Genomic DNA, 13,298 nt, shown 5'->3' with positions numbered 1-13,298 from the left:
GATTTTGTTTCTCCCATGCGTCATACTTTGGAAGAGGGGCTTGCGGGTTACCGCCCGTCGTTCGTTGAGCGGGGCAGGGGGACATGACGACATGCCCCCCATGCAGCTTGATTTCGCCGAAGAGAGGCATGGTCTAACATCATGGTCGATTTCCCTACTTTCGCCGCCTTGATCCGCAAAGGCGAACGCAGCAACATGCGCGCTGGCCGCACTGGGCAGAAGGGGACGCGGTGATGCAGGGCGACGTCATGATCTGGCTCATTCCGCTCGTTTCGATGCTGGCCGCCGGGCTGGTGGCGGGTTTTGCCGCCGGCATTTTCGGCATCGGCGGCGGCTTCGTCGTGGTGCCTGCGCTGCTGGTTGTGCTGCCGCTGCTGGGCGGCACGCATGATGCCATCGCCCATGTCGCCATCGGCACGTCCGCCGCGACCATCATCGTCACCTCCATCCGATCGCTGCTGGCCCATGCCAAGCGCGGCGCGGTGGAGTTCGAAGTGCTCAAGACCTGGGCGCCCTGGATCGTGCTGGGTTGCGGTGTGGGCGTGATGCTCGCCGGCCATGTCGACGGCAATACGCTCAAGATGATCTTCGCCACCGGCGTCGGCCTCATGTCCCTCAACTTCCTCCTGCCCAGCGTCAGCGGCAAGGTGGTCAGCGACACCATGCCATCGGGCATCGTACGCATGGGCATCGCCGGCGGCCTTGGCACCTTCTCCTCGCTGCTCGGTATCGGCGGCGGCGTGATCGCGATCATGGTGATGACGCTGTGCGGTCGCACCATCCACCGCGCCATTGCGACGGCGTCGGGCATCGGCACGCTGATCGCCATTCCGACCACGATCGGCTTTGCCATCATCGGTTTCAAGGAAGGCGGCCTGCCTTGGGGATCGCTCGGCTACATCAACGTGCCCGCCACGCTCGCCATCGCCTCCATGTCGATGCTGACCGCACCGCTGGGCGTTGCCGCCGCGCACAGCCTGCCGGCCGGCCCGCTGAAGAAGATCTTCGGCGTCTATCTGATCATCATCTCGGTCATCATGTTCCGAGGCGCTCTGCACGGTTGATATAGCCCCGGAATTGGACGGTTTTTGAAAGGCCGCCGGCGACATGCTTTAACAGGCTTTGTCACTGGCGGCCTTTCGCGTTATCTGCGAGCGGGGGGACCATGATGGCGCAGGCGGACGCAATTTCTGTATTGCTGGTGGAAGATGACGAGGCGGCACGCGCCAACATCGCCACCATATTGAGCAGCGCCGGCATGGTGGTGGAACAGGCGGTCGACGGCGCCACCGGCCTCAATCGCGCCGGCGGTGGCAGCCACGACGTCATCATCCTCGACCGTATGTTGCCCCATTTGTCCGGTATCGACATCGTCACCCGCCTGCGCGTCGCGGGCGTCGGCGCCCCCGTGCTGATGCTGTCCGCGCTGGGCCGCAGCGAACATCGGGTCGAAGGGCTGGAAAGCGGCGTGGACGACTATCTCGCCAAGCCGTTCGAGCCGGACGAACTGGTCGCCCGCGTCCGCGCGCTGTGGCGCCGGGCCAGTCGACGCAGCCATGAACCGGTGCTGCTGTTCGGCGACCTGGAATGCCATGTGAAGGCGCGCACCGCCTTTCGCCAGGGCAAGCATCTGCCGCTCTCGCCCAAGGAATTCGAACTGTTCCGTTATCTGATGGAACATGCCGGCGAAGTTGTGACGCGCGAAATGCTGCTGCGTCAGGTGTGGAAACTCAGCTTCGATCCCCAGACCAACGTGGTCGACGTCAATGTCGGTCGCCTGCGCCGCAAGCTGGAGGACGGGTTCGACGGCCCGGTGCTGGAAACCGTCTGGGGCACCGGATATCGGTTGATCGCGGCGACGGGACCGGGCCTTGCCTAGACCCGATCTGTTCCGCTCGGTTTTCGGGCGGGTCACGCTTTCGGCGCTGCTGGTCAGCCTGCTCTCCACGCTGGCACTGTTCCTGGTGGTGCAGAAGATCGTCGATGACGACGGACGAGGGATGCTGGCCCGCGAAGTCGATACCGATCTGGCCGGCCTCGCCGATATCTATCTCAGCAGCGACGTGGCCGAATTGCGGGAACGTATCGCCGATCGCCTAGCCATGAACCGGGAAGATGGCGAACGCAGCTGGTATCTGTTGACCGATCCGGCTGGCCGCCGCCTGGCCGGCAATCTCGATCGCTGGCCGGTCATCGCGTCCGAAGTGTCGGAGGCGCGCTATATCACCCTGCCGGACGGCGACCGCATGTTCGCCCGTGCCACCCAATTGGGGACCGGCGCCCGCCTGCTGGTGGGGCGCAGCAGCTATCGGGGGCAGGCGCTGCTTGGTCGCCTTGCCACCGCCTTTGCCGTGGCCGGGGCGGGCATCGCGTTGCTCAGCCTGGTGGCGGGCCATTTTGCCGCCCGCCGCCTGCGCGCTCGGGTTGAGGTGGTCAATGCCACCTTCGCCGCCGTGCGCGCCGGACGCATCGCCGCTCGCGCGCCGGGCGCCGGGACCAATGACGAACTGGCGGAACTGGCCGCCAACACCAACGACATGCTCGATCAGGTCGAACGGCTGGTGGAGGCGCAGCGCGCCGTGTCGGACCAGACCGCGCATGAAATCCGAACGCCGCTGATGCATCTCGACACCCGCATCCTCAAGGCGATGGAAAGCACGCAGGATATTGCCCTGCTGCGGACGCTCGACCAGTCGCGCGGGGAAATTCGCGGCGTCGTGCGCCTGCTCGATTCGTTGCTCGACATTGCAGGTACGCAGGCGATGCGCGGCGATCCGCGGGGCCTTGCCGAAGTGGATCTGAGCGACATCGCCGAAAGCCTGGCCGACCTTTATGGCGCCAGTGCGGAGGATCTGGGTATCGGTTTCCATGCGCGGATCGCGCCATGCGTGCGCAGTCGCGCCGACCCGATGCAGATGACGCGCCTCATGTCCAATCTGCTCGACAATGCCTTCAAATATGTGCCGAGCGGCGGGTCGGTCGTCCTGGAACTGGCGCCGGGGCCGCGCATCGTGGTGCAGGATAATGGGCCGGGCATCCCTGCGGCCGACCGGGAACGGATATTCGAACGCTATGTCCGCCTTGACGGCGCGCGGGGCGGTGGGCATGGCCTGGGCCTCGCGCTCGCCAGGGCGATCGCGGAGCGGCATGAATTGTCGCTGCATGTGGAGGACGCCGCGCCCGGTGCGCGCTTCGTGCTCCAGCCGGAGGTTCGCGATGATTAAGCTGCTGCTACCCGGATTGCTGATGATGGCCGGCCCCGCTGCGCCGGCCGCGGACCTGTTGCCGTCCGATCCGGTGTTGCGCACGCTGTTGGAGGGTGACGCGGCCGAGGGCATGGGCAACCATGGCGCATTGCTCGACACCGCGCAGATATTGGCGGCGCTTGGCGCGAAGCCGGCCGATGGGCAAGCCGATCTGGCCACCCAATGGACGCAGGAGGCCCATGATCATGGGGTCACGGATTCGGGGCTGGGCTTTCGTGGTCGTGCGCTGGGACCGGCCTATCGCCACGGCTCGCTCGGCGCGGGGAGCAGCATGACCGTGCGCCAGCTTTTCCTTGCGGGGCAGCGGGCGCAGATTTCGGTCGCACCGGCGCGTGGGGCCGCCAATCTGTCGATGCGGGTGCAGGGGGCGGACGGTAACACGCTCTGCGCCAAGCCGATCGGGGGCGCGCAGGCCGACTGTATCTGGCTGCCGCTTTTCACCGACCGTTATGACATCGTCATCGAAAATGGCGGCGCGGTGCCGGCCGCCTTCTATCTGGTCGTCCGCTGACCATATTGCGCTGATATCAGGCGGAAAATCGCGATAAAGGGGCGATCTTTGCGTTACGCTCCATCGTCTTCGCCTCTCGCTTCATCCATTCTGCACATCCGTTCAGGCGTAAAGTACCGCTGGTGGTGCGTTGTGCTGGTCATGGTTCAGATCGAAAGAGGAGAAGAACCCATGACTCGTTCGAAAATTCTCGCCGCCGCCGCCCTGCTGGCCATGGTCCCTGCCGCTGCCGTCGCGCAGGAAGGGCCGGTCAGCTATGAAGAGCAACTGGCGCAGGTGGAAACCCAGCTTGTCTATCAGGCCCCGATCGCCGGGGTCGAAAATGACTATTGGTTCAATTATCAGACCGACCTGGCCGAAGCGCGCAAGGAATTGACCAAGGATCTGCGCGGTTCTTCCGATGCGGAGGATAATCGCGACGCCTGGGAGGAATATCGCGCCGAACTGGCCGATGCGCGCGGCGATTATGCCAAGGAAATGGCCGAAAAAGGCTATCCGGTCGGCGAAGTGCGTGTCCTGACCGACAATGGCCGCTAAATTTGGCGATGGAAGGGGCGGGCGCGGCCTGCTCCTTCAATCCGCGTCCGGATCGCGGAAATTCAGCCGCCGCGTCACCGTATAATCCAATACCCCCACCAGCAGATAGCTGATCCACTGTTTCAGCAGCGTAAGGCCACTGCGCCCCGATCGATAGGCTTCCAAATCGATGCGCCGGCTCGCCCCGGCCTCCTGCCCGATGAAGTCGCGCACCTGCGCGGCAAAGCCGGCATCCTCGATCCGCAGCATCACCTCCAGATTGATGAACAGGCTGCGCATGTCGAAATTCGCCGACCCTACATGGACGGCATCATCGATGACGATCAGCTTCATGTGCAGCTTGCAGGGCTGATATTCGTAAATCTCCACGCCGCGCTTCAGCAGCGGCCCGTAGAGCAATCGGGCGGCGGCCACGGTGGCGCCATTGTCCGATTTGGCCGGCAGGATCAGGCTTGCGCCCTTACGCTGCGCCGCGCGCGCGATGCGTTTCAGCATGCCCCGCCCCGGCGAGAAATAGGCGGCGATCATGTCGACCCGGCCCGCCTGTTCCAGATCATGTTTCACCACCTGCGCCCAGGGGCTGAGGCGCCGGGTCGGCCCGCCGATCAGCCAGCGGAACGGGTCTGCCGGATGATGATGCAGCGAGGGGTGCCATTGCCGCACCATGTGCCGCAGCGTGCGAAAACGATGTTTGCGCGTCGCCGTCCAGCGCCAGAGCTGGCCATACCATCGCGTCATCGCCTCCACCTGATCGCCTTCGATCAGCAGGCCGACATCGCGCCAGCAATCCTCCGCCGGGATGCCGAAATAGCCATCCTCGACATTGAAGCCGCCGATCATCAACCGCCGGTCGTCGGCGATCGCCATCTTCTGATGGTTGCGGATCAGGTAGCGGGTGGTGCGGCCGGTCCCGAATCGCGCAAAATGCGCGCCCGCCTCGATCAGCGGCGCAAAGAAGCTGTCGGGCGTATGCGATGATCCGAAACCGTCGACCATCAGCGTCACCGCCACGCCGCGTCCGCGCGCCGCGATCAGCGCATCGCGCACCAACGTCCCGCTGCCGTCGCCGGCAAAGATATAATAATAGAGTTTCAGGCTGCGGTGCGCCCCGTCGATCAGGGCGATCAGCGTGTCGCGCAACACGGCTCCGTCCGCGATCAGGCGCAGATGATTGTCCTGCAAGGAGAGGCGGATATCGTCCGCATCGACGCAGGCGGGGGCGGGCTCGATCGTTGCCATATTTGCCTTCATGCCCATTTTAACCCTGCGCCGCCATGGCTTTATGGCCTTTTCATTGACTCTGGGGAGGGGGGCTGCTAGGCGACCGGTTCAGGATTTTTCCATTCCTTGTTTGCAGGAGGCCCTGTTTGGCCCGCGTTACAGTCGAAGATTGCGTCGACAAGGTTACCAACCGTTTTGACCTCGTCCTTCTCGCCGCCCAGCGTGCGCGCGAAATTTCCGGTGGTGCAGAGCTGACGCTCGACCGCGACCGTGACAAGAATCCGGTCGTCGCCCTGCGCGAAATCGCCGAAGAAACCGTATTGCCCGACGATCTGCATGATTCGGTCGTCGCGTCGCTGCAGAAGGTGCAGATCGACGATGACGATACGCCCGATGAGATCGGCTCGATCGCCCAGTCGGCGGAGGCTCTGCGCCTCACCGCCGCTGCGCCGCCGCGCAACCAGAATATCGGCGGCGATTACGACGGCTGATCGCGCGACAAGTTTGGAGAGGGAAAGAGGCTCGGCCCGCGCAAGCGGGACCGGGCCTCGACCTTCTCAAGGATAAGAAAAAGGCGCGGAGGATATCCTCCGCGCCTTTATTCGTTTCGCTCCTGGAGCATGATCCGATTTGAATCGGGCCATGCTCCATTGTTCGCGCCCTCAGCTGTACCGGCCGACGTCAAAGGCGCTTAGCAGCTGCCGTTGCGGTCGATTGCGCGGCCGGCCAGCGCGCCAGCGCCAGCGCCGATGATCGTACCCGGCGCGCGGTCGCCCCGCGTATCGACGGCCCGGCCCAGCAGGGCGCCGGCTACACCACCGACCAGCAGGCCGGTCGTCCCGCCCGACTTGCGGCAGCGATAGCGGCGGTCGTCGCGGCGGTCGGCATAGCGATCGCCACGATAATGATCGCCGCGATAATCGCGATGATAACCGCGACGGTCATGATCGCGCGCAAAGGATGCCGACGGCACGACGGCGGTCATGGTGGCAGCGGCCAGGGCGGTGGCCATGATGGCTTTACGAATGAACATGGTGTTTCTCCTCGAACCTGTAATCTCTAACTGTGATTCGGGGTATGTCATGCGCACCATGTTACGATCCTGAACCGGCCTGTTATCCGCCGTTCAGCTAGGGGCGCTCAGGGCCTATAAGGACAGGCCCGGCTGCACGCCGTCCAGTTCCGGCAGCGCCCAGTCGATCGCGCCGCGCCCATTGGCTTCCAAGAAGGCATTAGCCTTGGAAAAAGGCCGCGATCCCAGAAAGCCATTATGTGCGGACAGAGGAGAGGGGTGGGCGGACTTGATCACCAGATGGCGGCTCTGGTCGACGAAGCTGGCCTTGCGCTGGGCGTAGGCGCCCCACAAAAGGAAGACGACCGGTTCCTCTTTCTGTGCGACGAGGCGGACGATCGCGTCGGTGAACAATTCCCAGCCCTTGCCCTGATGCGATGCGGCGCGGCTCATCTCGACCGTCAGCACGCTGTTCAGCAGCAGCACGCCCTGCTTCGCCCAATGTTCCAGAAAGCCGTGGCGTGCGCGCGGGATGCCCAGGTCTGTCTCCATCTCCTTGTAGATGTTGACCAAGGACGGCGGCGTGCGGACGCCCGGCTGCACCGAAAAGCAAAGGCCATGCGCCTGTCCTTCACCATGATAGGGGTCTTGCCCCAATATCACCACCTTGACCTGGTCCAGCGGTGTCAGGTCCAGCGCACGAAAATATTCGTTGCCCTTGGGGAAGATGCGTTTCCCCGCCGCCTTTTCGGCTTGAAGAAAGCTTTTGAGGCCCTGCATATGCGGGGCGGCAAATTGTTCGGCCAGCGGCGCGCGCCAGCTTTCGTCCAGCTTGATGGTATCGCTCATGCCCGCCAGATGGCGCGCGGCGCAAAGCCCTGTCAACCGGGCGCATTCGCTGGCCCTGATCGCGGTAAAGGCTCTTGCCTCGCGCGCGGCGATCCGTAACAGGATAATCATGCCGCTTCACCGTTCGATCAGCCTGCTGGCCGCCCTTGGCCTGTTCTTCGCGCCTCTGCCCAGTGCCGACGCTTTCGGTCCGCCGCCCAAGTCGCTGGTCCAGCAGACGGCGGAGGCCAAGCTGCTCGCCGAATTCACCCGCTTCTCCACTCTGTCCGACGGCACTGTCGGCGTTGCGGTGCGCGATCTTCAGACGGGCGAGACGCAGGCGCTGAACGGCGACACGCTCTTCCCGATGGCCAGCGCCTACAAGGTCGCGGTGGCCGGCCGCATCTTCGCGCTGGTGGACGCCGGCGAAGTGCAGCTGGACGATCAGCTGGCGCTCGATCCCGCGCTGGCGAGCGAAGGCGGCATCGCCTGGATGTTCAACCGCCCCGGCGCGACCCTTTCGGTCGATCGGCTGCTGGAATTGATGCTGCAAAAGAGCGACAATAATGCGACCGATGTGCTGGTGGCGCGCGCCGGCGGGCCGCAGGCGATCACAGCCTTCGTGACGAAGCTGGGCGTCACCGGCCTGCGCGTCGACAGCGACACCGCGCATCTTCTCTATCGCGCCATGGGCATCCATCCGCAGTCGGGCAGCTTCCGCCAGAATGCCGACGCCGCGCGCCGGGCCAATCCGCTGCTGGTCACGCGCGACATCCGTGACCTGCCCAACCTGGCCTTCGCCATGGAGCCGCAGGACACGGCTACGCCTACGGCGATGCTGGACCTCATCACCGCCTATGAATCGGGCCGGGCCTTGTCGGCGGCCAGCACTCAGCGGCTCTTCACCATCATGGCCCATTGCGAAACCGGCAAGGCGCGGATCGTCGGCATGCTGCCACCCGGCACGGCGGTCGCGCACAAGACCGGCTCGCTCAACGGCACCGGCAATGATGTCGGCATCGTCCGCCTGCCCGATGGCCGCCGCTTTGCCGTCGTCGCCTTCGTTATGAAGGACAGCAAGGGCCATGTGTCGCGCGACCGGATCATCGCGGAGGCGTCGCGCGCCGCCTATGATTATTTCCTCTACGCTCCCGACCGGGCGCACGGCCTGGCGCATAACTCTTAACAAGGATCAAGGCGGTCGTTAGGCTGGCGTCGGAGAGGATGCCAGAGAGGCAAGCATGACCCGCATCACCCGTTTTCGCGATTTTTGGCCCTATTATTTGCAGGAACATGCCCGGCCGGGCACCCGCGCGCTCCATTATGCGGGCACCAGCCTGGTCGTGGGACTGCTCGCCAGCCTGCCCTTTGCCGGCGGTTGGTGGATGGCGGCGGCGGTGCCGCTGGCGGGCTATGGCTTCGCCTGGGCCGGCCATGGCCTGATCGAGCGCAATCGACCCGCGACCTTCCGCTATCCGCTCTGGTCGCTGCGCGCCGATTTCGTCATGTGGTATCGCTTCCTCACCGGCCGCATGGGCCGCGATCTGGCGCGCGCCGGGGTGCGCCCGGACGGCACGGTCGATCCTGCAAGGCGCTTGTCTGCCTGATGGCTTGACCCGCCACCGCGCTCTGCCACAAGAGGCGCGATGACCTTGTCCGCCACCTTCTCGCAGCCCGATCGGGTGACCCTGGCGCAACGCTGGCGGGCGCTGGAGGCGCGGTCGGACGGCAGCTTTTTCCTGGGATGGACATGGGTTTCGGCCTGGCTCGACAGCTATGGCGTCCGGCCCGACCTGCTCGCCATCACCGACGCAGAGGGTGCGGACGTGGCGCTGGCGCTGGTGGGCCATGCCATGCAGCCGCGCCCGCTTGGACGGGTCGCTACGCTCAGCCTCAACCAGTCCGGCGATCCACAGGCCGACCGTCCCTATGTCGAATATAATGGCTTGTTGATGGAAAAGGGGCGGGAGGGGGAAGCGACCGCCGCTGCCCTCGCCGCCTTCGCCCGCCGCCGCGATTGGCGCGCCTTGCAATTCAGCGGCATCGCGCCGGATTCGCCGCTCCTCGCCCTGCCGGCCCGCCGCCGCACTCGCGTCGATCAGTCGCCCGTCTATCAGGTGGATCTCGACGCCGTGCGCGCCGCCGACGGCGACTATCTCTCGCTGCTCAGCAGCAATACCCGCAGCCAGATCAGGCGCGCGATGAAGGATCATGGCGGCCCGCTTCCCGATGTCAGCGTCGGCGGGCTGGACGATGTCGGTCCCTGGCTGGAGGAGATGGCGGCGCTCAATGGTGGGCGTCATGCCGATAATGCCTGGGACGATGCCGGTTTCCGCAGCTTCGTCGCCACCATCGCCGCGCGCGGCCTGCCTTTGGGTGCGGTGGAATTGTTGCGCTTTACCGACGCCGGCGGCGTGGTCGGCCTGCTCGTCAATTTCATCCATCGCGGCGCGGCGATGAACTATCAGTCCGCCTTCGCCCCGCCCCGCACGGCCAAGGACAAGCCGGGCCTGCTTTGCCATGCCGCGGCAGTGGGCCATTATGCTGCCCGTGACCTGAGCCGCTATTCGCTGCTCGCCGGCAAGGATCGCTACAAGCAGAGCCTCGCCACATGCGAGGAAGTGCTGGAATGGTGGGTGCTGGAGCGGTTCAGTCCGCGCCTCGAAGCCGAAGCGCTGCTGCGCCGTCTGCTCAGGCGCCCAGCTTCCGCATGATGCGATAGACCAGCCGGCGAATGCCCTGCGTCTCGGGCTGGGCGCTGACCTTGCCCACCGGCAGGCGACGCTTGCGCAGCAGCGCGTTGAAGCTGTGCAGTTCGCCCTCGGCCACGCTGCGTTCCGACCGCCATGTCACCGACAGGCTGACCGACACGGTAGGGCCATTTTCCACGAAATGGGGCGCCTTCACCGGCACATGGATGGCGTCGCCCGGCTCCAGCCGCACCGCCTTGCCACGCGCCTTGAACCCATCCTGCCAGATCAGGTTGCGATGCCCGCCCCCGTGGAAATCCTCGCTCTTCTGCGCCGGGACCAGATGCTCGTCGCGCGCGGGGAAGACGGTCATCGTCTTCACGCCCATGATCTGGAGCAGGATATTATGCTCCGGGTCCATGTGGAACGGCGTCACGCTGCCGGGAGAAGACAGGAAGATGAAGGCCTCCCGGTGCAGCATCGGCCCGGTCTTGCCCGCCACGATCGGTTCCAGTTCCGCCAGCGCATCGTCCAGCAACGCGGCATAGGCCGGGTCGCGCTCGACATTTTTGAGCACCGCCCAACTGCCGTTCGTCTCGATCGTGCGGATCGTTTCGCCCAGCGTCAGCCCGTTGGACGGCGTATCTTCGGCGGTCACGCCCAGCGGCAGCTTGCCCAGATTATATTCCACCGACGTCGCGGGCATACGTTCGGCCAGCGTCGCCAGCGCGTCCAGCGTCAGCAGGCCATGGCCGACCAGCCCATGGTTCAGCTTCGTCGACTGGTCGGGATAGGCAGCGGCAAAGGCCGTGCGCGCCGCGTCGGGGAAGGTGGCGCCGGCGGCCGGCGCGATCGGGCTGTGGGCGGTCATGCCTGTCCTTTCAGTCTTCGGGCGAGCGCCTCGACGCCATTGGCGATGGCGAAGGCGGCGCTGCGCTGCATCCGTGCCATGCCGCTGCCATGCAGCGCGATACGATATTGTACGATGGTCCGCCGTTCGGCCCACAGGCTGTCGATCATCGGATGGTCGGCGGCGGCACAACTGTCCATCCAGCCGATCGTCGGATCGTCCTGCACCGCATGAAGATTGGCGATCTCGATCAGCACACCGGGCGAAAAACGCCCCAGCGCCTCGTCAAAGGCGATCTTGAAGGAGAAGGCGCCCTCGCCATGGCGGAAATTGACCAGCATCGCGATCGCTCGCCCGTCCAGGTCGATACGCAGCATATGCAGCCGCCCGGCGTCGAAAGCGGCAACGCAGGCCGCCCGGAAGAAGGCGGCATCGGCTGGCTTGCACCCCAATGCCGTGCCTTCCTGTCCCTTCCATCCCGATGCTTCCAGCGCCAGGAAGTCGTCGCACCACAATGCCAGATCGTCCCGCGCGCTCAGCAGCCGCGTCTCGACCGCGCCCAGTTCCGCCAGCCTTTTTTGCAGGCGCCGCAATTCCTTGCGCTTCTTGGACCGGACATGGGCCTCCCAATAGGCGTCCGCGCTCAATTCGGACCGCAGCATCGCCCGGTCGTACCGATGGATTTCCACGCGCCCGCGCCGCTGCTCGACGCACAGCGCCTCCAGCGCGGCGGCATTGGCGCCGGCCGCGTCCAGTCCTTCCAGATGCAGGAAGCCACCGGCCCAGGGCGCAGCGTCCAACTGCGCCAGGAATCCGCGCCACGCCGCGATCTCGTCACCCTGCCGGATGATGGGCGCACCGAAAAAGCAATGGTCGTGCATCCAGTTGCCGACGCAGCCGATCGGCAGCCGCCCATGGCGGGTTTTGCGCACTACCGGCAGCAGCCCGATGAGGCGGTCGCCGTCATACGCTTCGATCAGGCGCACATCCTGCCCGGCGGCCAGATGGTCGATCGCCGCGCCCAGCATGTCGGGCGCGTAAAAACCGTTGGCCTCTGCCGCCTCCAGCGCGAGGGAGAGCCAATGCGCGCGCTGGCCCTGATCGGCGCCGGAACCGGTCGTCGGCAGCGTGGGATGGGAAGCCATGTCCATGGCCCTGCCATAGGCGACAAAGATTAGGGCGCGGTAAAGATGCCGGAAAGCCTGTCGCTCGCATATCGGTCATATCATGCGGCCGGTGGAAGGGGGTTTACAAGCCGACGCAGATTGGTCGAGAGGGATGGGTCGAGACGGGGCCGGGGCCATGCGCCCCACCCATGACTTGGCCCATGCCGAGAGGAAGATGCATGACGATCCTAGTTACCGGAGCCGCCGGATTCATCGGCATGCATGTCGCCGACCGCCTCATGGCGCAGGGCCACGCCGTGGTCGGCATCGACAATATGAACGACTATTACGCCGTATCGCTCAAACGCGATCGCATCGCCCAGTTGCAGGCGGCGCATGGTCGGCTCTTCACCTTCCACGAACTGGACTTCGCCGATCTCCACGCCCTGCAGGCCGCGCTCGCCGATCAGGTGATAGAAGCGATCGTGCATCTGGGTGCGCAGGCGGGGGTGCGCTACTCGCTCATCAACCCCCATGCCTATGTTCGTTCCAACCTGGCCGGTCATGTGAACATGCTGGAACTGGCGCGCGAGCGGCGGGTGCGCCATCTGGTCTATGCGTCCTCGTCATCCGTCTATGGCGGCAATGATACGCTGCCCTTCCGGGTGGAGGATCGCGCCGATCATCCCGTCTCCCTCTATGCCGCGACCAAGCGCGCCGACGAACTGATGAGCGAAACTTACGCCCATCTTTTCCGCATCCCCATGACGGGGCTGCGCTTCTTCACCGTCTATGGTCCCTGGGGGCGCCCGGACATGGCGATGTGGATCTTCACCCAGAAGATATTGGCGGGCGAGCCGATCCCGGTGTTCAACCATGGCCGGATGCAGCGCGACTTCACCTATATCGACGATATCGTCAGCGGCGTCATCGCCTGCCTCGATCATCCTCCTGCCGATGATGGCGCCATCAAGGCCGGCGGCAGCCGCGCGCCGCATCGGCTCTACAATATCGGCAATAATCAGTCCGAAGAGCTGATGCATCTCATTGCCGTTCTGGAAGATGCTCTGGGCCGGAAGGCGGAAATAGACTTCCAGCCGATGCAGCCGGGCGATGTTCATGCCACCTATGCGGACATCAGCGCCCTGTCGCAGGATATCGGTTTTGCGCCGACCACGGGGATCGACTCGGGTGTTCCGCGATTCGTGCAATGGTATCGCGATTATCATGCGACATGATGACGCCATGAAGGCCACACCCGCAGCGTGCATAAAGGT

The 13,298-nt window shown here is 64.9% G+C and carries 15 protein-coding genes; 10 read left to right on the top strand and 5 right to left on the bottom strand.

Going from position 1 to position 13,298, the window contains the following annotated elements:
- Nucleotides 1-233: 233 nt before the first annotated feature.
- The 5 genes from F4U94_RS18710 to F4U94_RS18690 all read left to right on the top strand — a co-directional run bounded on the left by F4U94_RS18710 (nucleotide 234) and on the right by F4U94_RS18690 (nucleotide 4,314).
- Nucleotides 234-1,064, top strand: coding sequence for a sulfite exporter TauE/SafE family protein (locus F4U94_RS18710; protein ID WP_120252189.1), 831 nt, complete (start codon nucleotides 234-236; stop codon nucleotides 1,062-1,064).
- Between the two features lie 104 nt (nucleotides 1,065-1,168).
- Nucleotides 1,169-1,879 carry a response regulator transcription factor gene (locus F4U94_RS18705; protein ID WP_120252188.1) on the top strand — a complete coding sequence of 237 codons (711 nt, stop codon included), beginning with the start codon at nucleotides 1,169-1,171 and terminating at the stop codon, nucleotides 1,877-1,879.
- Nucleotides 1,872-3,224 carry a sensor histidine kinase gene (locus tag F4U94_RS18700; protein WP_120250962.1) on the top strand — a complete coding sequence of 451 codons (1,353 nt, stop codon included), beginning with the start codon at nucleotides 1,872-1,874 and terminating at the stop codon, nucleotides 3,222-3,224. Before F4U94_RS18705 ends, F4U94_RS18700 begins: the two co-directional genes overlap by 8 nt.
- Nucleotides 3,217-3,777, top strand: a complete 561-nt coding sequence (locus F4U94_RS18695; RefSeq protein ID WP_120250961.1) for a hypothetical protein — start codon at nucleotides 3,217-3,219, stop codon at nucleotides 3,775-3,777. Before F4U94_RS18700 ends, F4U94_RS18695 begins: the two co-directional genes overlap by 8 nt.
- A 171-nt stretch (nucleotides 3,778-3,948) precedes the next feature.
- Entirely contained in the window at nucleotides 3,949-4,314 is a 366-nt protein-coding gene (locus F4U94_RS18690) for a hypothetical protein (protein WP_120252187.1), read from the top strand.
- Nucleotides 4,315-4,350: 36 nt separating this feature from the next.
- On the opposite strand, the gene F4U94_RS18685 is transcribed toward F4U94_RS18690, so the two are convergent.
- Nucleotides 4,351-5,553, bottom strand: a complete 1,203-nt coding sequence (locus tag F4U94_RS18685) for a phospholipase D-like domain-containing protein (protein WP_172598782.1) — start codon at nucleotides 5,551-5,553, stop codon at nucleotides 4,351-4,353.
- A 128-nt stretch (nucleotides 5,554-5,681) separates the two neighbouring features.
- On the opposite strand from F4U94_RS18685, the gene rpoZ reads away from it, so the two are divergent.
- A complete protein-coding gene (gene rpoZ, locus F4U94_RS18680) occupies nucleotides 5,682-6,026 on the top strand; it encodes a DNA-directed RNA polymerase subunit omega (protein WP_120250960.1) in 345 nt (114 codons plus the stop codon).
- Between the two features lie 200 nt (nucleotides 6,027-6,226).
- Here the strand turns inward: rpoZ and F4U94_RS18675 are convergent, their stop codons facing one another.
- The gene (locus tag F4U94_RS18675) at nucleotides 6,227-6,568 is read right to left on the bottom strand and encodes a glycine zipper 2TM domain-containing protein (RefSeq protein WP_120250959.1); all 342 of its coding nucleotides are present in this window, start codon (nucleotides 6,566-6,568) and stop codon (nucleotides 6,227-6,229) included.
- 114 nt (nucleotides 6,569-6,682) lie between these two features.
- Nucleotides 6,683-7,396 (bottom strand): uracil-DNA glycosylase, encoded by a 714-nt coding sequence (gene ung / locus F4U94_RS18670; RefSeq protein WP_120250958.1) that lies wholly within the window; start codon nucleotides 7,394-7,396, stop codon nucleotides 6,683-6,685.
- A gap of 109 nt (nucleotides 7,397-7,505) precedes the next feature.
- On the opposite strand from ung, the gene bla reads away from it, so the two are divergent.
- From bla to F4U94_RS18655, 3 genes are read left to right on the top strand one after another with little or no spacing between them, the layout of a single operon-like run.
- Complete coding sequence (bla, locus tag F4U94_RS18665) at nucleotides 7,506-8,561, top strand: class A beta-lactamase (RefSeq protein WP_120252185.1); 1,056 nt, start codon at nucleotides 7,506-7,508, stop codon at nucleotides 8,559-8,561.
- A 55-nt stretch (nucleotides 8,562-8,616) separates the two neighbouring features.
- Nucleotides 8,617-8,982 carry an Mpo1-like protein gene (locus F4U94_RS18660; RefSeq protein WP_120250957.1) on the top strand — a complete coding sequence of 122 codons (366 nt, stop codon included), beginning with the start codon at nucleotides 8,617-8,619 and terminating at the stop codon, nucleotides 8,980-8,982.
- A gap of 39 nt (nucleotides 8,983-9,021) precedes the next feature.
- Complete coding sequence (locus F4U94_RS18655) at nucleotides 9,022-10,089, top strand: GNAT family N-acetyltransferase (protein ID WP_120250956.1); 1,068 nt, start codon at nucleotides 9,022-9,024, stop codon at nucleotides 10,087-10,089.
- Here F4U94_RS18655 and F4U94_RS18650 read toward each other — a convergent pair.
- Both F4U94_RS18650 and F4U94_RS18645 read right to left on the bottom strand, forming a co-directional pair.
- Nucleotides 10,067-10,936 carry a cupin-like domain-containing protein gene (locus F4U94_RS18650; RefSeq protein WP_120250955.1) on the bottom strand — a complete coding sequence of 290 codons (870 nt, stop codon included), beginning with the start codon at nucleotides 10,934-10,936 and terminating at the stop codon, nucleotides 10,067-10,069. The genes F4U94_RS18655 and F4U94_RS18650 overlap by 23 nt on opposite strands.
- Nucleotides 10,933-12,066 carry a GNAT family N-acetyltransferase gene (locus tag F4U94_RS18645; protein ID WP_120250954.1) on the bottom strand — a complete coding sequence of 378 codons (1,134 nt, stop codon included), beginning with the start codon at nucleotides 12,064-12,066 and terminating at the stop codon, nucleotides 10,933-10,935. The genes F4U94_RS18650 and F4U94_RS18645 overlap by 4 nt, the downstream gene beginning before the upstream one ends.
- 194 nt (nucleotides 12,067-12,260) lie before the next feature.
- Between F4U94_RS18645 and F4U94_RS18640 the strand changes: the two genes are divergently transcribed.
- A complete protein-coding gene (locus F4U94_RS18640) occupies nucleotides 12,261-13,259 on the top strand; it encodes an NAD-dependent epimerase/dehydratase family protein (RefSeq protein WP_120250953.1) in 999 nt (332 codons plus the stop codon).
- Nucleotides 13,260-13,298 lie beyond the last annotated feature (39 nt).

Source organism: Sphingobium limneticum, assembly GCF_008710155.1.
GTDB classification, from domain to species: domain Bacteria; phylum Pseudomonadota; class Alphaproteobacteria; order Sphingomonadales; family Sphingomonadaceae; genus Sphingobium; species Sphingobium limneticum.
The sequence above is the reverse complement of the archived record's forward strand: the minus strand, read 5'-3'. Positions and strand labels throughout refer to the sequence as shown.